Source organism: Thalassotalea sp. HSM 43 (genome assembly GCF_004752005.1).
Lineage (GTDB): Bacteria > Pseudomonadota > Gammaproteobacteria > Enterobacterales > Alteromonadaceae > Thalassotalea_A.
Genome location: NZ_CP038493.1, coordinates 1,943,789 through 1,961,876 on the forward strand (window position 1 = coordinate 1,943,789; position 18,088 = coordinate 1,961,876).

Annotated in this window: 15 protein-coding genes; 3 read left to right on the forward strand and 12 right to left on the reverse strand. The window is 44.8% G+C overall.

The genetic code is table 11. The features are described from left to right. The first annotated feature begins 362 nt into the window (after nucleotides 1–362). From E2K93_RS08330 to E2K93_RS08340, 3 genes are all read left to right on the forward strand, one after another. Nucleotides 363–3,236, forward strand: a complete 2,874-nt coding sequence (locus E2K93_RS08330; RefSeq protein WP_135438658.1) for a TonB-dependent receptor — start codon at nucleotides 363–365, stop codon at nucleotides 3,234–3,236. Between the two features lie 45 nt (nucleotides 3,237–3,281). Further along, nucleotides 3,282–7,604: a pullulanase-type alpha-1,6-glucosidase gene (gene pulA, locus E2K93_RS08335; RefSeq protein ID WP_135438659.1), complete on the forward strand. Its 4,323-nt coding sequence runs from the start codon at nucleotides 3,282–3,284 to the stop codon at nucleotides 7,602–7,604. Between the two features lie 278 nt (nucleotides 7,605–7,882). Continuing rightward, nucleotides 7,883–8,206, forward strand: a complete 324-nt coding sequence (locus tag E2K93_RS08340; RefSeq protein ID WP_135438660.1) for a 2Fe-2S iron-sulfur cluster-binding protein — start codon at nucleotides 7,883–7,885, stop codon at nucleotides 8,204–8,206. Between the two features lie 107 nt (nucleotides 8,207–8,313). On the opposite strand, the gene E2K93_RS08345 is transcribed toward E2K93_RS08340, so the two are convergent. The 12 genes from E2K93_RS08345 to rsmG all read right to left on the reverse strand — a co-directional run bounded on the left by E2K93_RS08345 (nucleotide 8,314) and on the right by rsmG (nucleotide 18,012). Beyond that, nucleotides 8,314–8,739, reverse strand: a complete 426-nt coding sequence (locus tag E2K93_RS08345; protein ID WP_135438661.1) for a F0F1 ATP synthase subunit epsilon — start codon at nucleotides 8,737–8,739, stop codon at nucleotides 8,314–8,316. Nucleotides 8,740–8,769: 30 nt separating this feature from the next. Next, nucleotides 8,770–10,155, reverse strand: coding sequence for a F0F1 ATP synthase subunit beta (gene atpD, locus E2K93_RS08350; RefSeq protein ID WP_135438662.1), 1,386 nt, complete (start codon nucleotides 10,153–10,155; stop codon nucleotides 8,770–8,772). Between the two features lie 34 nt (nucleotides 10,156–10,189). Next, nucleotides 10,190–11,050 carry a F0F1 ATP synthase subunit gamma gene (gene atpG, locus E2K93_RS08355; RefSeq protein ID WP_135438663.1) on the reverse strand — a complete coding sequence of 287 codons (861 nt, stop codon included), beginning with the start codon at nucleotides 11,048–11,050 and terminating at the stop codon, nucleotides 10,190–10,192. Between the two features lie 25 nt (nucleotides 11,051–11,075). Beyond that, on the reverse strand, nucleotides 11,076–12,617 hold the full coding sequence (gene atpA / locus E2K93_RS08360; RefSeq protein ID WP_135438664.1) for a F0F1 ATP synthase subunit alpha: 1,542 nt from the start codon (nucleotides 12,615–12,617) through the stop codon (nucleotides 11,076–11,078). Between the two features lie 14 nt (nucleotides 12,618–12,631). Beyond that, nucleotides 12,632–13,165, reverse strand: a complete 534-nt coding sequence (gene atpH, locus E2K93_RS08365; RefSeq protein ID WP_135438665.1) for a F0F1 ATP synthase subunit delta — start codon at nucleotides 13,163–13,165, stop codon at nucleotides 12,632–12,634. A gap of 14 nt (nucleotides 13,166–13,179) precedes the next feature. Then, complete coding sequence (gene atpF, locus E2K93_RS08370) at nucleotides 13,180–13,650, reverse strand: F0F1 ATP synthase subunit B (protein ID WP_135438666.1); 471 nt, start codon at nucleotides 13,648–13,650, stop codon at nucleotides 13,180–13,182. A 48-nt stretch (nucleotides 13,651–13,698) separates the two neighbouring features. Beyond that, complete coding sequence (gene atpE / locus E2K93_RS08375) at nucleotides 13,699–13,920, reverse strand: F0F1 ATP synthase subunit C (protein ID WP_135438667.1); 222 nt, start codon at nucleotides 13,918–13,920, stop codon at nucleotides 13,699–13,701. A 222-nt stretch (nucleotides 13,921–14,142) separates the two neighbouring features. Beyond that, nucleotides 14,143–14,970, reverse strand: a complete 828-nt coding sequence (atpB, locus tag E2K93_RS08380) for a F0F1 ATP synthase subunit A (RefSeq protein ID WP_135438668.1) — start codon at nucleotides 14,968–14,970, stop codon at nucleotides 14,143–14,145. A gap of 12 nt (nucleotides 14,971–14,982) precedes the next feature. Beyond that, nucleotides 14,983–15,381, reverse strand: a complete 399-nt coding sequence (locus tag E2K93_RS08385; RefSeq protein ID WP_135438669.1) for an ATP synthase subunit I — start codon at nucleotides 15,379–15,381, stop codon at nucleotides 14,983–14,985. 205 nt (nucleotides 15,382–15,586) lie between these two features. Then, the gene (locus tag E2K93_RS08390) at nucleotides 15,587–16,471 is read right to left on the reverse strand and encodes a ParB/RepB/Spo0J family partition protein (RefSeq protein ID WP_135438670.1); all 885 of its coding nucleotides are present in this window, start codon (nucleotides 16,469–16,471) and stop codon (nucleotides 15,587–15,589) included. An 18-nt stretch (nucleotides 16,472–16,489) separates the two neighbouring features. Continuing rightward, nucleotides 16,490–17,272 carry a ParA family protein gene (locus tag E2K93_RS08395; RefSeq protein ID WP_135438671.1) on the reverse strand — a complete coding sequence of 261 codons (783 nt, stop codon included), beginning with the start codon at nucleotides 17,270–17,272 and terminating at the stop codon, nucleotides 16,490–16,492. A gap of 116 nt (nucleotides 17,273–17,388) precedes the next feature. After that, nucleotides 17,389–18,012 (reverse strand): 16S rRNA (guanine(527)-N(7))-methyltransferase RsmG, encoded by a 624-nt coding sequence (rsmG, locus tag E2K93_RS08400; protein WP_135438672.1) that lies wholly within the window; start codon nucleotides 18,010–18,012, stop codon nucleotides 17,389–17,391. Nucleotides 18,013–18,088: the final 76 nt, after the last annotated feature.

The following is an 18,088-nucleotide window of genomic DNA, read 5'->3' on the forward strand; positions in this document are numbered from 1 at the left end:
CCCGCCATTTTTATTGTTTTGCATACGTATTCATAAACAGCAAAAGTGGCGAGCATTGCAACCAATGCCGATATTTTCAAAACTCGCCGCCAAGCCAGACAGCCCATTTTTGTTGCCCTACCATTCGCATTTAAAACAAAACCACATAAATTCGTAAAAAATAACAGCAATTTTGCGTATTTTTGCCACACATCGGCTATTTATGAATACGTATGCATTGACTATTTATTACCCCCTTGAGTTTTTATATTAACAAAATCTCAACATCCGTTTGTTATGGGTGATGAGCCTATAAAACACAAAAAAACGGCATGGAAGCGCCTAAAAAAATAACTAAACGGACAATTTCTTGGGGATAGAATATGTTTAAGCTAAACAGAGTCTCGCGTGCGCTTTTCGCCAGCGGTCTGTTAGCTTGTTCTGGGCAATTACTTGCCGAACAAGCACAACCGACGGAAGAAGAAAATCAGCAAGACGAGATAGAAGTGATCGAAGTCACCGGCTTCAAAAGTTCACTGATCAAATCAATCAATCAAAAACGCTTTGCCGATACCGTGTCAGAACAAATATCTGCCGATGACTTAGGTGGTTTACCTGATGTGTCTATGGCCGATGCATTAACCCGCTTACCGGGTGTTGCCGCTGTTCGTACCGGTGGTCAGGCAGCAGAAATCAATATTCGTGGTTTAGGTGGCGGATTCGTATCATCAACCTTAAATGGCCGTGAGCAGGTATCTACCTCTGGCAGCCGTTCTATCGAATTTGACCAATACCCGTCAGAGCTTATCTCACAAGCGGCGGTCTATAAATCATCGAAAGCCTCGCTTATTGAAGGTGGTGTAGCTGGTACGGTTGAGCTAAAAACCGCCAGCCCATTATCAAATGAAAAAGATCACACCTTTAACGTTAACGCTCGTGGTATGTACAACGACCGTGCCGATGAAGTTGAAGATGCCGAAGAATACGGCCATCGTTTCAGCTTCTCTTATCAGGGTAAATTTGCCGATGACACCTTGGGTCTATCCCTTGGTTACGCCCGCTTATTCCAACCAAGTGTCGCAACTCAGTTTATTGGTTTTGCTTACAGTGCCGATCGAGATGTCGATTATATTGCCGGCGACATGGAAGGCCCAGATGATGCGCCAGAAAACGAATACCTAAGTGAAGGTTTCGAACTGCAACACTTAGGTGGTGAAGAAACCCGTGACGGTTATGTTGGAGCCATTGAATGGCAACCAAATGATACCTTTACCTTGCGCGCCGATGCCTTTATCTCAAAATTTGATACCGAGTCTTTTGCCCGTGGTTACCGTGTTAAATTTGACGGCGAGACCGCCAGCATTGCCAATCCGAACATTTACGACAACTTAATGATCGGTGGCACCTTTAACCGCAAAAGCAAAGCCAATGACACCCGTGTTGAAATCGTAAACGATGACAACCAAGACTTTGATGAAGTACAAAGCTACGGTGTGAATATGGCATGGCAGCTAACCGATAACTTTAGCGCCAGCTTAGACGTAAGCTACTCTTATGCCGAAAGCGAATTTAGAAACGGCTTGTTGTGGGCATTGGTTGCCGAAGACGCGAACGCCGAAACACCATTGCTTGATCCAAATGTGTCGATCTCTTATATGCTAAATGGCAGTGACTTACCCGATGTCGGTTTCAGTCAAGCTGAAGCTTTTACCGACATCAATCGTGTGATGGTCAGCAAGTATGGTATCTACCCATATGAAAACGAAGATGAACTAGACGCCTACCGCCTTGATTTTGAATACACCTTAGATAATGACTACATTGCTTCGGTTGAATTTGGTGTACGTTATTCCGATCGCGAATACAGCTCAGATCGCAGCGTATTTGAATACGGTGCCGATAATAACTTCTCAAGCAACGAGCCGCCACTGCGTTTAACCGAAGATATGGTTGATGTTGTTGACTGGCAAGGTGAGTTTTCGTATTTCCCAAGCTATTTGGCTATTGATTTAGATAAAGCACTTAACGCGTGGTTTGGTAATGACATTCCACAACCTGTGCAAACCTGGGGCACCAACTCAGCTGGCGAGATTGATAACTCAAGCTCGTGGTCGGTATTGCAAAGTGGTGAAGTGTACGAAGAAATCTTTGCCGCTTATGTGATGTTAAACCTTGATATGGAAATGTTTAATATTCCGGTAACCGGTAATATTGGTATCCGTATGGTTGATACCGACCAAAGTGCGACCGCACTTGAAAACGTCGGTGGCGCACTCGAAGGTGGCGCACAAAACATTATGGATGAAGTGGGCTTGGTTAACTCTAACTATGCCTCTAAAGTGGTTGGTATCGACTATACCGATTACCTACCATCATTAAACCTTAACTTCCAAATCACTGACGATTCACAAATCCGTTTTGCAGCGGCGAAAGTAATGTCGCGCGCGCCAATTAACCGATTGGCGTCGGATCGCAGCACCAACATCAGTGACCAAGGTGAGATTTCTGGTTCAAGTAACAACAGCCCATATTTGAAGCCGTTTTATGCCGATCAGTACGATATCTCTTACGAGAAATACTTTACTGATACCGATGGTGCCTTAGCCATTGCCTTGTTCTACAAAGACATTGAATCGTTTGTGCAAAACATCGGTATTCCCGATTATAACTTTAAAGAAAACGGCTTTTACGTTCCCGATACCATCGAGAATGAAACCACCGGAGAAGTATCCGAAGTTGACCCTGTGGGCATTTATACCACCGCAGTTAACAATGACGAAGGTGGTGACATCAAAGGTATCGAGATTGCCTACACCCAAGTGTTGAGCTTCTTACCGGATTTTTGGTCAGGTTTAGGCTTTAACATCAGTTATTCCCACACCGAAAGCTCGGTTGAATTACAAACCGACTTATCTGGTGGTTCCATGGACCAGTCCTTACCTGGCTTGTCTGAAAACCTGTTTACTTCGACCGTGTTTTACGAATACGAAGGTTTCGAAACACGCCTTAGCGTGCGTTACCGTGACGAATTTGTATCAGAGCAGTGGGGTGTGAATGAGCAAACCGCGAACTTTGATGAAGAAACCGTGATCGATTATCAGGCGTCATACAACATCAACGATAACTTCGGTGTGTTATTCCAGGTAAATAACCTGACTGACGAACCAACGCAAAGTTATTTCGGTAACAGAAAGTTCTCAGGTACGACACAGTACTTTGGTCGCCAATTTTACTTGGGGGGTACTTACTCGTTCTAAACCACGAGTACTTGCCAAGTAATAATGGAAAAAGGAATAAATATAATGAAAACGACAACTTATTCAGCAAAATTGCTTTTTGTCGCCTTACTGTCACTGTTTCTTAGCGCCTGTGATGTCGACAGCGAAGTAGATTCTGGTGACGTTTTACTGACCTGTGATGTACCTCAGGTACCTAACGCAGATTACAGCGCTTGTGTTGATCCAGAGCCGATTCAGTGTCCGGCACCAACGGTACCAGATGCGCTAAACGAAGAATGTGTTGTGGGTGTTGACCCTGACGCGCCATTGCCAGTGTACTTCCCAGCGGAAAACGAAGCGATTATTTACTATAACCGCAGTGCGTTGGGCGCGACCAATGAAGCGGGTGACCCATCATATGATGGCTACCGTCTGCACACTTGGAACAGTGATTTTTGTGACGCATACGCGCCACCACACGACACCAGTGACTGGGCAAACGGTCATCAAATTAGCGGTATCGATCCAACTTACGGTGCTTATTGGGTATTAAACCTTAAAGAAGGTTACAGCGATTGCGGTAACTTCATCATCCACGTTGGTACCGACGATGCCGGTAAAGCGATGGGTAGTGGCGATTTCCAAATGCCATTACATCAAGATGACGAAACCTATACTCGCATGAACTTTACCTTTGATGGTGTGCCGTCGGTATTTGAATACCCAGTGGTTAGCCTAGGTAAGCAACCGGTGAAAGCGAAAGACTTTGCCGCCCATTGGTTAGATGCCAATACTCTGGTTTGGAATATCGACAACCCATTAGCCGATACCATTACCAGTGTTAAATTGCATCATTCAACCAATGCTGGCATCGAAGCCGATGAAAACGACATGTTTAATGGACAAACCATTGAGCTAAGCGCTATTGCATTAGATGATGATCAACGCGCTATATCACCACGTGTTGCTGATTGGTCAGCGTATATGGGTGACTGGAGCGTTGCCGATGCAAAACAAGTGGTTAAAGGCCAGTTGGTTGTGGTTGGTTACGACGCTGATGGTGCGACAGTTGCTGCCAGTAACGTGCAAGCTGATAAAGTATTAGATGCGCTATATACCGCCGGTGAAAACGACGCTGATGAAGCGATGTTGGGTGCGTATTACAGCGATGGCATGATTAATGTCGCGCTTTGGGCACCAACCGCACAGCAGGTTACGTTGAAGGTGTTTGACGCCGCCAAAATGGAAATTGGCAGCTACCCGATGAGCGAGAATACTGACTCGGGTGTTTGGTCGTACAGTGCTGACATGGCGCACGATAGAGCCTTTTATCAGTTTGAAGTGATGGTTTATCATCCGCAAAATCAACAAGTAGAAACGTTATTGGTGACCGACCCGTATTCAGTGGGCTTATCGACCAATGGCGATTACTCGCAATTTGTTAATCTAGCCGATGCTGATTTGATGCCTGAAGGCTGGAACGAACACCTCATTCCGGAAGTGGTTGATGCCGAAGATGCGGTAATCTATGAAGCGCATATCCGTGACTTTAGCGCCATGGATGAAACCGTATCTGCCGAAAACCGCGGTAAATACCTGGCCTTTACAGAGTCAGAGTCTGCGCCAGTTATGCACTTGAAATCGCTTGCTGACAGTGGCTTAACCCACTTACATTTATTGCCAGCAAACGATATTGCCTCAATCAATGAAGACAGCGACAGCATGGTTAATATCAACGATACCGTTGGTAAACTATGTGAGATGAAATCAGACGCACCGGTTTGTGGTGTTGAAGATGATAACGCCACGCTGTTATCGGTATTGCAAGGTTACAGTCCGTACACTAACGACGCGGCGAAGCTAATCGACGTATTGCGTGAGTTCGATAGTTTTAACTGGGGCTACGATCCGAAGCATTTTAATGTGCCTGATGGTGTATACGCCAGCGACAGCGATGGTGCGGCACGTATTTTAGAAATGCGTTCGATGATCAAGTCGGTTCACGATTTGGGATTACGAGTGGTGTTAGATGTGGTCTATAACCACACCAACTCAGCCGGTCTGTGGGACAACTCAGTATTAGATAAGATCGTCCCGGGTTATTACCACAGTCGTGATTTGATGTCCGGTGCAGTTGTGCAATCAACATGTTGTAATGATACCGCGCTTGAACATCGCATGATGGACAAGTTGATGGTCGACTCACTATTGGTGTGGACCGAGCATTATAAATATGACGGTTTCCGTTTTGACATCATGAGCCATGGTTCAAAACAACAAATGCTTAGTGCCCGTGACGCGGTTCGCGCCATTGACGCCGACAACTATTTCTATGGTGAAGGCTGGCAAAAAGACGATCGTGGATTTGAGCAAGCTGAGCAATTTGCTATGGCTGGCACCGAAATTTCGACCTTTAACGATCGTATCCGTGAAGGTATCCGTACCGGTGAGATTTTCTCTAACAAAGCTGGCGAAGATGGCCCATTCATCAAGCAAGACATTGTTAAGCTAGGTATGGCCGGGTCACTTGCCGACTATGTTTTGAAAAGCTACAACGGCGTTGATGCAACAGGCAGTGCCTATAGCCCATCGATGTATGCCTTAGATCCAGCCGATGTGGTCAACTATATCTCAAAACACGACAACGAATCGTTGTGGGATCAATTGCAATTTGTGTTGCCATTCACCATGAGCATGGACGAACGTGTGCGAGCGCAAAATGTATCACAATCGATAATTATGTTGTCGCAAGGTGTACCATTCTTACAAATGGGCGGCGACATGTTGCGCTCTAAATCACTTGATCGTAATACCTACGATGCCGGTGATTGGTATAACCGCGTTGACTTTTCAATGACCAGCAATAACTTCAATATGGGTTTACCTCTTGATAAAGGTGGTCGTGATGACGATACATTAGTCGCGTTGGCAGCAAACCCTATGGCGCACGTTGGCTATGATGAAATCAGCTTTGCCAGCAATGTGTTTCAAGAGTTTTTGCAAATTCGTCAATCGTCTAAGCTGTTTCGTTTAACCAGCGCTGAAGACATTGTTAACCGTGTTGGTTTCCACAATATCGGTAAGCGTCAAACCCAAGGTTTGATTGTCATGAGTATTGATGACGGTACCGGTTTAGCGGATATCGACGCCATGCATGACGCCATTGTTGTTGTGGTTAACACCTCAGATATGGAGCTATCACACACGGTTAGCACCGCATCAGGCTTTAGCTTGCACCCTGTGCAACAAGTATCGATTGATGCCACAGTCGCCAGCGCCAGCTTTAGTGAAGGCGAGGGTGAAGGTACCTTTACTGTGCCAGCATTGAGCACAGCGGTATTTGTTAAAGCGCAAGGCGAAGCACAAGGTGCGGGTCTATCAGCATTTGCAACAGCAGGTGCGCCAGATGTAGTGCCATTTGGTGATACTACGGTATTACTGCGCGGTGACATGAATGGCTGGGGTGAAAGCGATGCCCTTAACTACGTCGGTAATGGTGTTTATCAAGTAAGCGTTGATTTAGCCGCTGGTGAGTACTACTTCAAGATAGCCTCGGCTGACTGGTCAACAGTAAACATGGGTGCTAACGCCGGCGAAGGTGAAGTACTAATTGACGTTGATGAAGCCTTAGTACAAGGCAGTAACGATAACTTCGTTATCAACATCAGCGAAGAGTCGACCTACATCTTCGAAGTTGACGCTAGCAACCTTAACGCACCAATTCTTAATGTGCGCCATGAAAACCCATTCCACGGCACCACAGTGTTTGTGCGTGGCGACATGAACGGCTGGAGCGAAGACAACCCATTAGTTTACATTGGCGAAGGTAAGTTTGCCGCCACCATTACGGTGAGCGCCGGTACTCTTAACTTCAAGATTGCCTCAGGTGACTGGTCAACGGTTAACATGGGTGCGCCTTTTGATGATACCGAGGTGCTTGAGCGTGAAGAGCAATTACTTGTACCAGGCTCTAACGACAACCTTAATATGACCTTCGCTGAAGGCGATTACACCTTTATATTCGATGCCTCGAATACCGCTGAGCCAACGCTTACGGTATACAGCGCCAAGATGTTTGGTGACACCACGGTATTTATTCGTGGTGGTATGAACGGTTGGGGTGAAACCGATGCGTTAACCTATCAAGGTGATAGCGTCTACAGTGCCACCATTGCATTGGATGCGACAAGCTACGAGTTCAAAGTTGCTTCGGCTGACTGGTCAACGGTAAACCTTGGTGCAACCTCTGGTGATGACGCTGAAGTGATGGTAGCGGTCGATGAAGCCTTGGTTCAAGACTCGCAGTCTAACTTCACCATTAACGTTGAAGAAGCCGGTGACTACCTGTTCACAGTAACAGGTCCAGACCCTCTAAATTCAACCTTAACGGTTACCAAAGTCATGTAACTCTTTTTCAAGGGGTCAGACCCCTTGAAAATACGTTCTCCCTGTTAAAGCGCCTTATTCTCCGGAATAAAGCGCTTTTTTTTGCACAGGGACGTGTTAATCCTCCCGAGCCATGGATGATGGCTAGAAAAGGAGAGACTGAAATGGAATACAATGCCGTTATTTAGGTTTCAAGTGATCTGACCCCTTGAAAGAGGTTAAGTGATGTGCTGTTTTTAACCAGTTTAGCGCGGGGTATTTACTTATACTGGGGCAAAGTCACTAATAAGGACCTTAATATGGGCCAAGTAACCTATATAGAGCCGTGCGGTACCGTGCACGAAGTCAACGTTGAAAACGGTAAGAACCTGCTTGATGCTGCGTTTGATAATGAAATTTACGCCATGCCGGGTGTCTGTGGCGGTGATGCGGCGTGCGCTACCTGTCATTGTGTGGTTGAACAAGAGTGGTTCGATAAACTTGATGACATGAGCGAAGATGAATACTACATGCTGCAATCACAAGCTGAAGAAGAAGTCACCGCAACGTCTCGCCTTGCCTGCCAAATAAAGATGCGTGATGAACTCGACGGCATTATCTTAATGATTGCGGCGGGGAATTAAAACGAGTTAGCAATCGCGCCGCAATGACGCTGAGTTTTTCTCATTTTATTTAACCGCAAATAACAAAAAAGGCGCCAAATGGCGCCTTTTTTCAACGAAGTAAGTAATTACTTCCTATGTTTGTTCGCTTCCTGGATAACACGTAATTGCGCTACCGCTCTGGCTAGCTCTGCAGCAACTTCTGCGTAATCTACATCAGCAGATGCGCTTGCAATGTGCTCTTCAGCACGACGCTTGGCTTCTAAAGCAGCTTGTTCGTCCAGGTCGCCACCGCGCATAGCCACATCGGCTAAAACGGTAACTGAACCTGGTTGAACTTCCAACATACCGCCTGAAAGGTAAATTACCTCTTCGGTGCCATGTTGTTTAACAATACGCGCCATACCTGGTTTAAGTGCTGTTAGTAAAGGTGCGTGACCAGGCATAATACCTAGCTCACCTTCGCTACCAGAAATTTGTAATGATTCGATGCGACCAGAGAATAAGCTCTCTTCTGCACTTACTACATCCAAATGTGTGGTCATGGCTGACATATTAGTCTCCTGTGCCTACTTTAGGCCAAATTACATGCTTTTCGCTTTTTCAGCAGCTTCGTCGATTGAACCAACCATGTAGAACGCTTGTTCTGGTAGGTCATCGTAGTCACCCGCTAGGATGCCTTTGAAACCTGAAATAGTGTCTTTAAGAGAAACGTACTTACCTGGAGAACCAGTGAATACCTCAGCAACGAAGAATGGCTGAGATAAGAAACGTTCAACTTTACGTGCACGGGCAACAGTTTGCTTATCTTCTTCAGAAAGCTCGTCCATACCTAGAATCGCGATGATATCTTTAAGCTCTTTGTAACGTTGTAGAGTAGACTGTACGCCACGTGCTACATCGTAGTGCTCATTACCAACAACTAGTGGGTCAAGCTGACGAGAAGTAGAATCTAGTGGATCGATTGCAGGGTAGATACCTTGCGCAGCGATGTCACGAGAAAGTACAACAGTTGCATCCAAGTGAGCGAAAGTAGTCGCTGGACTAGGGTCAGTCAAGTCATCCGCAGGTACGTATACCGCTTGGATTGACGTGATTGAACCAGTCTTAGTTGACGTAATACGCTCCTGTAGAACACCCATCTCTTCTGCAAGAGTTGGCTGGTAACCTACCGCTGATGGCATACGACCTAGAAGTGCCGATACCTCAGTACCCGCTAGGGTATAACGGTAAATGTTATCTACGAAGAAAAGTACGTCACGACCTTCGTCACGGAATTTCTCAGCCATAGTAAGACCAGTCATCGCTACACGAAGACGGTTTCCTGGAGGCTCGTTCATCTGACCGTAAACTAGCGCTACTTTATCAAGTACGTTAGATTCGCTCATTTCATGGTAGAAATCGTTACCCTCACGAGTACGCTCACCAACACCAGCGAATACTGAGTAACCACTGTGCTCGATTGCGATGTTACGGATAAGTTCCATCATGTTAACGGTTTTACCAACACCAGCACCACCGAATAGACCAACTTTACCACCCTTAGCGAATGGACATACAAGGTCGATTACTTTGATACCAGTTTCTAGTAATTCGTTTGAAGCCGCTTGCTCTTCGTATGAAGGAGCTTCACGGTGAATCGTCCAGCGCTCGTCAGTTGCGATATCGCCAGCTTCATCAATCGGCGAACCCAATACATCCATGATACGACCAAGAGTCGCAGTACCAACTGGTACCTGGATAGGGTTGCCACTATTTTCTACATTCAGACCACGACGCAAACCGTCAGATGAACCCATAGCGATAGTACGTACTACGCCACCGCCAAGCTGTTGTTGTACTTCAAGTACACGACCAGCTAGGTCACCTTCAGTGATGTTTAATGCGTCATATACCTGAGGTACAGCATTTTGTGGAAACTCAACGTCCACAACTGCGCCAATTACTGACACTATTTTACCTGCACTCATGTTTATTCCTCTAAACTTAAATTAATCTCTTTACCTATACCGCAGCAGCACCAGCAACGATTTCACCCAATTCTTGAGTAATCGCCGCTTGACGCGCCTTGTTGTATACCAGTTGTAAATCGTCGATTAGGCTACCAGCATTATCTGTAGCAGCTTTCATCGCGACCATACGAGCAGCTTGCTCAGACGCTAGGTTTTCAACCACGCCTTGGTACACTTGAGATTCGATATAACGAACCAGTAATTGATCAAGCAATGCTTGAGCGTCTGGCTCGTATATGTAATCCCAACGATGTGCGATAGTGTCATCTTCTGACTTAGGTAAAGGTAACAATTGATCGATTGTCGGCTTCTGGCTCATTGTGTTTTCAAACTTGTTGTACACAACGAACAATCTGTCGATTTCACCGTTGTCATAGGCATCCAACATAACCTTAACTGAACCGATTAAATCAGTTACAGAAGGGTTGTCGCCTAAACCGGATTTTTGTGCTGTAACGTTAGCGCCAAAGCTACCAAAGAATGCTGCGGCTTTAGAACCGATTAATGCAAACTCAACTTCAGCGCCTTGTTCTTGCCATTTGGCAGAGTCTTTTAAGACTTGTTTGAACAAGTTAACGTTTAGACCACCACAAAGACCGCGGTCGGTAGAAATTACGATATAGCCTACACGCTTAGCATCACGCGCTTCCATATATGGATGGCGATATTCTAAGTTACCAAGCGCGATGTGACCGATCACGTTTCTGATTTTTTCAGCGTAAGGACGAGTAGCTGCCATCGTATCTTGCGTTTTACGCATTTTAGATGCAGCAACCATTTCCATTGCGCTGGTGATCTTCTGTGTATTTTTTACACTTCCGATCTTGTCTTTAATTTCTTTACCGACGGCCATGACTATTGTCTCCGAAAACTGTTAATTACCAGGTTTGAGTCGACTTGAACGTGTCAAGCATCTTCGCTAAACCTGCTTCGATATCTTTATCGTAGTTACCAGTTTCGTTGATGGTAGCCATTAGCTCAGCATGTTCGTTGTTAGCGTAGCTAAGTAGAGCTGCTTCAAAATCACCAATCTTGCTGATTTCGATGTCAGTTAAATAACCTTTTTCCGCTGCGAACAATGAAACAGACGTTTCAGCCACTGAAAGTGGGCTGTATTGTTTTTGCTTCATTAGTTCGGTAACACGCTGACCATGCTCAAGTTGTGCACGAGTTGCGTCATCAAGATCTGATGCGAACTGAGCGAACGCTGCTAATTCAGCGTATTGAGCAAGTGCTAGACGAATACCACCACCAAGCTTCTTGATGATCTTAGTTTGAGCTGCACCACCAACACGTGATACCGAGATACCTGCGTTTACAGCAGGACGGATACCAGCGTTGAATAGGTTAGACTCAAGGAAGATCTGACCATCGGTGATTGAAATTACGTTTGTAGGAACGAACGCAGATACATCACCAGCTTGTGTTTCGATGATAGGAAGAGCAGTTAGTGAACCGGTCTTACCTTTTACTTCACCGTTAGTGAACTTCTCTACATACTCTTCGTTTACACGAGCAGCACGCTCTAGTAGACGCGAGTGAAGATAGAAAACATCACCAGGGTATGCTTCACGACCTGGCGGTCGACGAAGTAGAAGTGAGATTTGACGGTAAGCAACAGCTTGCTTAGACAAATCATCATATATGATTAGGGCATCTTCACCGCGGTCGCGGAAGTATTCACCCATTGTACAACCAGAATATGGTGCTAGGTATTGTAGTGCAGCAGCTTCAGAAGCTGAGGCAACAACAACGATAGTGTTTTCAAGTGCACCGTGCTCTTCTAGAGAACGTACTACGTTAGCAACAGTTGATGCTTTTTGACCAACAGCTACGTAGATTGACTTGATACCAGTATCTTTCTGGTTGATGATTGCATCAAGTGCGATCGCAGATTTACCAACCTGACGGTCACCGATGATTAGCTCACGCTGACCACGACCGATTGGAATCATTGAGTCAATTGACTTGATACCAGTTTGAACTGGTTGGTCAACAGACTTACGGTCGATAACACCAGGCGCTACCACTTCAACAGGAGAGAAACCATCGTTATCGATAGGACCCTTACCGTCAATTGGCTCACCAAGAGTGTTAACAACACGGCCTAATAGACCGCGACCTACTGGTACTTCCAAAATACGGCCAGTACCTTTTACTTTTACGCCTTCAGCAAGATCCGCGTAAGGACCCATTACTACCGCACCTACCGAATCACGGTCAAGGTTTAACGCGATAGCATAACGGTTGCCAGGAAGTTCGATCATCTCACCTTGCATTACATCTGCAAGGCCGTGAATGCGAATGATACCGTCTGTTACAGAAACGATGGTACCTTCGTTACGAGCTTCACTAACAACGTCAAATTGATCAATACGATTTTTGATCAACTCAGCGATTTCAGTGGAATTCAATTGCATGCTCATTTCCCCGATTAGGATTGCATTGTGTTAGCCAAACGATCCAGTTTACCACGAACCGAACCATCAATTACCATGTCACCAGCCTTGATAACAAGACCTGACACGACGTTGGCATCAACTGTGCAATTTAGCTTAACTTTACGAGCCAAACGCTTTTCAAGCGCGGCGCTTAATGTAGTTACTTGTTCTGCGCTAAGTTCTACCGCAGACGCCACATCTACAGATACCTCTTGCTCAAATTCTGCTTTTAATTCAGCGAATTGAGCAACTACCTGTGGTAGCACCAACAAACGTCCGTTTTCAGCCATTACTTTAATAAAGTTTTGACCTTTGTCGTTTAGCTGTTCGCCACAAACGTTTAGGAACAGGTCAGTTGCCTGGTCCACACCCATACCACCAGATAAGTAGGTAGTGATGGTTTCGTTTTGGCTTACTTCAGATGCAAATACTAGCATCTCTAACCAAGCATCAACTGCTTGAGCTTCAACGGCAAAATCGAACGCTGCTTTAGCGTAAGGACGAGCAATTGTAGTCAATTCAGACATAGCTCAATCCTCTCTTAAAGTTCAGCAACTAGTTTGTCTAGGATGTCGCTGTGCGCAGCGGCATCGATAGAGCGTTCAAGAATTTTCTCAGCACCTGCAACAGCAAGAGTAGCTACTTGTTGACGTAGCTCTTCGCGTGCACGGTTACGCTCTGATTCTATTTCTGCTTGACCTGAAGTGATGATTTTATCACGTTCAGCTTGGGCTTTCTCAGCAGCTTCATCCATCATTTGAGCTTCACGTTTTTTCGCAGCGTCGATGATTTCAGCAGCTTGAGCTTTTGCTTCTTTAAGTTGTGCAGCAGCTTTCTCTTGAGCAAGCTCAAGGTCTTTTGCAGCACGGTCAGAAGCAGCTAGGCCATCAGCAATAGTCTTTTGACGGTCTTCGATAGCAGCCATAATTGGCGGCCATACGAATTTCATACAAAAGATAACAAATACGATAAATGCGATTGATTCACCGATTAAGGTAGCATTCATGTTCATATTCGTCTCTCCTATTATCTAATTAATTCGCAAGGGTTAAGTGTTGTCTTATGCACCAACAGCGAATAGTAGATATAGACCGATACCAACACCGATCATAGCGATCGCATCGATTAGACCAGCAACGATGAACATTTTTACTTGAAGCTGTGGAGCTAGTTCAGGTTGACGAGCAGCAGATTCTAGGAACTTGCCACCTAGTAGACCGAAACCAATCGCAGTACCTAGTGCACCCATACCGATTAGTAGAGCAACAGCAATATATAACATGTGTATCTCCAGTTATTTTATAGTTAGTTAAAGTTAAAAATTAAAAATTTAAGTATTTAATAAAATTAAATTTGTTTTCTGAGCGTCCTTGCTCTTTTTACCCTTCGGGTTGGCTCCTAAACCTTAAGAGCCGTTTATAAAATCCGTTTTTATTCGTATGTCAGGCTTCCTGCCTTACCCCCGAAGGGGTCGAATACGTTTAACTAATCAGCTATTTGCTGATTAATGATCTTCATGCGCCAAGCTCAAGTACACGATGGTCAACATCATGAAAATGAACGCTTGAAGAGGAATTACTAATAAGTGGAACGCTGCCCACAAGAAGTGAACTGGCAATTGGAACAAACCAATTGTGGCGATCAAGATGAAGATCAGCTCACCGGCATATAAGTTACCGAACAAACGCAGTGCCAGTGATACTGGACGAGCGATTAGGGTAACGGATTCCAGAATAAAGTTAACTGGAATGAATGCCCAATGGTTAAATGGTTGTAAAGTAAGTTCTTTAGCGAAACCACCGAAACCTTTAATTTTGATTGAGTAGAAAATGATCAAGGCAAATACACCAATAGATAATGCAAATGTCATGTTCATATCTGTGGTAGGTACCGATTTGATGTACACATCATGTGGGTCCATACCAAAACCGTACTGGCCAATTAAACCCGCAATCGTAGGAATCCAGTCAACTGGTACCCAGTCCATCGCGTTCATTAGCAGAACCCAAACGAAGATGGTCAATGAAAGTGGGGCAATCAGTGCGTTTTTACCATGGAAAGTTTCTTTGACGCTCGAGTCGACAAAGTCTACTACCATTTCTACGGCACATTGAAGTTTACCAGGAACGCCTGTTGTTGCCTTTTTAGCAACGGAGCGAAAAGTGAGTAGAAATATCAAACCAAGAACAATTGACCAACCCAATGTGTCAACATGCAAGGTCCAAAAACCTGCATCAGCACATGCTTTGTTAAAAGCAACGCCACTGTCTGTCATACACATTTGCGCGTTCGTCAAATGGTGATTGATATAAGAGCCTGTATCTGCAGCCATCTTCTATCCTAATTATTGTTGGTTAAAGTTAAAAATTTTATCAACCACGGCTGTCAAAAACGGCGCAACCATGGTCAAGGAAAATGTCACAAAAAATGGTAACAGCGCTAAATCGAGAAATTTAAAACACAATGCAAATAAAATTGCTGTTAACACCATTTTCAGTTTTACGCCTGAGTAAAACGAGTCGACGACCTGTTTTGCTTGGCGTGCTCCGGCATATCGAAATGCCTTAAGAGCAAATACAAAATTAGGGATAATACTCACTGCACCACCGGCCATTGCCGCGTAAGCAGGAGAAAATCCCCAATTAAAATAAACTGTTATCGTACTCAGGAGCGTTACTATCAACTGTATAAACAATTGTGTAAATGCGTATTTTTTACCCGGTTTTGTTAATATATTAGTCACCGGTAACTCCCAAGAAACTGCACAAAAAAGCTACACTTTTTAGCGATTGATTTTTTTATAGTCAAACGCGTGCGCAAGTATACTGATTTACAGCATTTTTGCAACTTTTCCGGCTATTCCTTTTGCACAATTTAGCGAATTTAAAATAAGCGTAACTGGCTTGTTAAATTTACGGTGACCGGTTGTTTGATTAGCTTTTAAACAACTATTTTATCTTCGACAAAATACCATCAAGCTCAGCTAAAGAGGCGTAAGATATAACCATTTGCCCCTTGCCTTTTTTGTTGTGCTTGATAGCGACCGGTGATCCGATACGCTCCGCTAAACTTTCTTCAAGTTTTATGGTGTCAGGGTCTTTAACCATTGTCGGTTTTTCAACCTCTGGTTGTTGGACTTTTTTCACCAGTTTTTCGGTATCGCGAACCGTTAATTCTTTCGCGGCGACCGTGCGAGCGGTAGTCGTTTGTAAATCACCATCGAGGGCGAGTAGGGCGCGAGCGTGGCCCATTTCAATATCGCCATTTTCAAGGAAGGTTTTAACCTCGCTATTGAGGCTATTTAGACGAAGTAGATTAGTTACTGTGGTGCGAGACTTACCAACAGCGCTAGCGACTTCTTGATGGGTGAGTTCAAATTCGTGTAACAGACGTTCTAAGGCGACGGCTTCTTCCATCGCATTAAGATCTTCACGTTGGATGTTTTCAATAAGGGCGATAGCGACCGCCGACTCATCTGGTACATCCTTAATCAAACACGGAACCATATCGATTTCTGCCAATTGGGCAGCGCGCCAACGGCGTTCACCGGCGATGATTTCGTACTTGTCTTTAGCAACCGGGCGAACCACGATTGGCTGAATAATACCTTGCGCTTTGATTGAACTCGACAATTCTTCTAAAGCGTCTTCGGACATATCTTTACGCGGCTGATACTTACCAGGCTGTAAAGATTCAATTGGCAGTTTTTGTAAATCGCTTTGCTCAGCTACAACCTCGACACCGTCATTTGCTGACTCTGGTTGTTTTCTAGGTGCTGCTGTAAGCAGGGCATCTAAACCTCTACCCAAACCACGACGTTTTGAACTGCTCATTGTTATCCTTTATCTCAATTACTCAACCGGTGCCGGTTGTGCATGTCGTTTTAATACTTCACCGGCTAACGCTAAGTAAGCTTTTGCACCGGTTGCTGATTTATCGTAATACATGGCTGGAGTACCAAATGACGGTGCTTCAGCCAAACGCACGTTACGAGGAATAACGGTGCGATAGACTTTGTCGCCAAAATGACGTTTAAGTTGTTCGGAAACGTCATTGGCAAGGCGATTGCGCGGATCATACATGGTGCGCAGAATGCCTTCAATGTGCAAATCAGAGTTTACCACTTGTGCCATTTTGGCGATGGTGTCCATCAATGCGGTTAACCCTTCAAGGGCATAATATTCACATTGCATCGGTACCAATACTGAATCGGCTGCGCCCATGGCATTAACGGTAAGCATGTTTAGCGATGGTGGGCAGTCAATGATAATAAAATCATAATCATCAAGGAATGGCGCCAGTGAATTGCGCAGACGCAGTTCGCGGGCAAACACTTCCATCAGTTTGATTTCTGCTGCGGTAACATCGGTATTTGCTGCGATAAGATCATAACCACCGGTGGTATCTGTACAGATCACTTCTGGCAGTGGTTTTTCATCAATTAATAACTCGTAGCTGGTGGCATGGACGTCATATTTATCGACACCGCTACCCATGGTGGCATTTCCTTGAGGATCGAGATCGATCAGCAAGACCTTGCGCTTGGTAGCTGCAAGAGACGCTGCTAAATTGACAGACGTTGTGGTTTTGCCAACACCACCTTTTTGGTTGGCAACTGCAATGGTTCTAGCCACGTTTTCCCCGAATAAAAACAGAAATAATTATTAACGACGTTATTGTTGATATTTTAAACTGTTAAGTATTCTAACTTAACAAATTTTTTTGCACTTGTGGTCAACTTTTTTTGCTTTTAACGCAATTTTAACTCTATCAAGTGCCTTTCCCCTTGAAGCTCAGGGACTTGCAGGGTGACACTGTTAACCAGTTCGATATCCTCAGGCATTAATTCTATTTCCTGTTGCGGATATACACCCTTTAACGCATAAAATCGGCCATCATCGCTGACCAAGTGCTTGCACCATGACAACATATCTTGCAGCGACGCAAATGCGCGCGATAACACACCATCAAATTTTGGTTCTGGTTGGTACTCTTCGACTCGTGATTGCACTGGCGTTACGTTTTCCAGTTTCAATTGATACACTACCTGCTTTAAGAAAGTGATGCGTTTACCCAAACTGTCGAGTAACACAAATTGCTTTTGCGGGTAAAGAATTGCCAACGGAATACCAGGTAAACCGGGTCCGGTACCAACATCAATAAAACGTTCACCGTTTAGGTGTGGGCCGTTAACCAATGAATCAAGAATATGTTTAACCAACATCTCTCTTGGATCACGTACTGATGTTAAGTTGTAAGCCTTATTCCATTTATCCAATAACTCGACATAACCGACCAATTTAGCAATTTGTTGATCAGTAACTTGCAAGTCAGTTTTGTTCAGCAAAGACGTTAAGTCAGCGGTTAAATCCATGACAAGGCCTCAAACGTGGAAAGATATGTTGCGCTCAAATTTAGCGCTCTAGTTTATATCTAACGCCCATGAGAAT

Coding starts and splice junctions, on each gene's coding strand:
- atpF (WP_135438666.1), bottom strand. CDS start 13,650: ATGAACATGAATGCTACCTTAATCGGTGAATCAATCGCATTTATCGTA.
- atpH (WP_135438665.1), bottom strand. CDS start 13,165: ATGTCTGAATTGACTACAATTGCTCGTCCTTACGCTAAAGCAGCGTTC.
- E2K93_RS08340 (WP_135438660.1), top strand. CDS start 7,883: ATGGGCCAAGTAACCTATATAGAGCCGTGCGGTACCGTGCACGAAGTC.
- atpA (WP_135438664.1), bottom strand. CDS start 12,617: ATGCAATTGAATTCCACTGAAATCGCTGAGTTGATCAAAAATCGTATT.
- pulA (WP_135438659.1), top strand. CDS start 3,282: ATGAAAACGACAACTTATTCAGCAAAATTGCTTTTTGTCGCCTTACTG.
- atpD (WP_135438662.1), bottom strand. CDS start 10,155: ATGAGTGCAGGTAAAATAGTGTCAGTAATTGGCGCAGTTGTGGACGTT.
- E2K93_RS08330 (WP_135438658.1), top strand. CDS start 363: ATGTTTAAGCTAAACAGAGTCTCGCGTGCGCTTTTCGCCAGCGGTCTG.
- atpG (WP_135438663.1), bottom strand. CDS start 11,050: ATGGCCGTCGGTAAAGAAATTAAAGACAAGATCGGAAGTGTAAAAAAT.
- rsmG (WP_135438672.1), bottom strand. CDS start 18,012: ATGGATTTAACCGCTGACTTAACGTCTTTGCTGAACAAAACTGACTTG.
- E2K93_RS08390 (WP_135438670.1), bottom strand. CDS start 16,471: ATGAGCAGTTCAAAACGTCGTGGTTTGGGTAGAGGTTTAGATGCCCTG.
- E2K93_RS08345 (WP_135438661.1), bottom strand. CDS start 8,739: ATGTCAGCCATGACCACACATTTGGATGTAGTAAGTGCAGAAGAGAGC.
- atpE (WP_135438667.1), bottom strand. CDS start 13,920: ATGTTATATATTGCTGTTGCTCTACTAATCGGTATGGGTGCACTAGGT.
- atpB (WP_135438668.1), bottom strand. CDS start 14,970: ATGGCTGCAGATACAGGCTCTTATATCAATCACCATTTGACGAACGCG.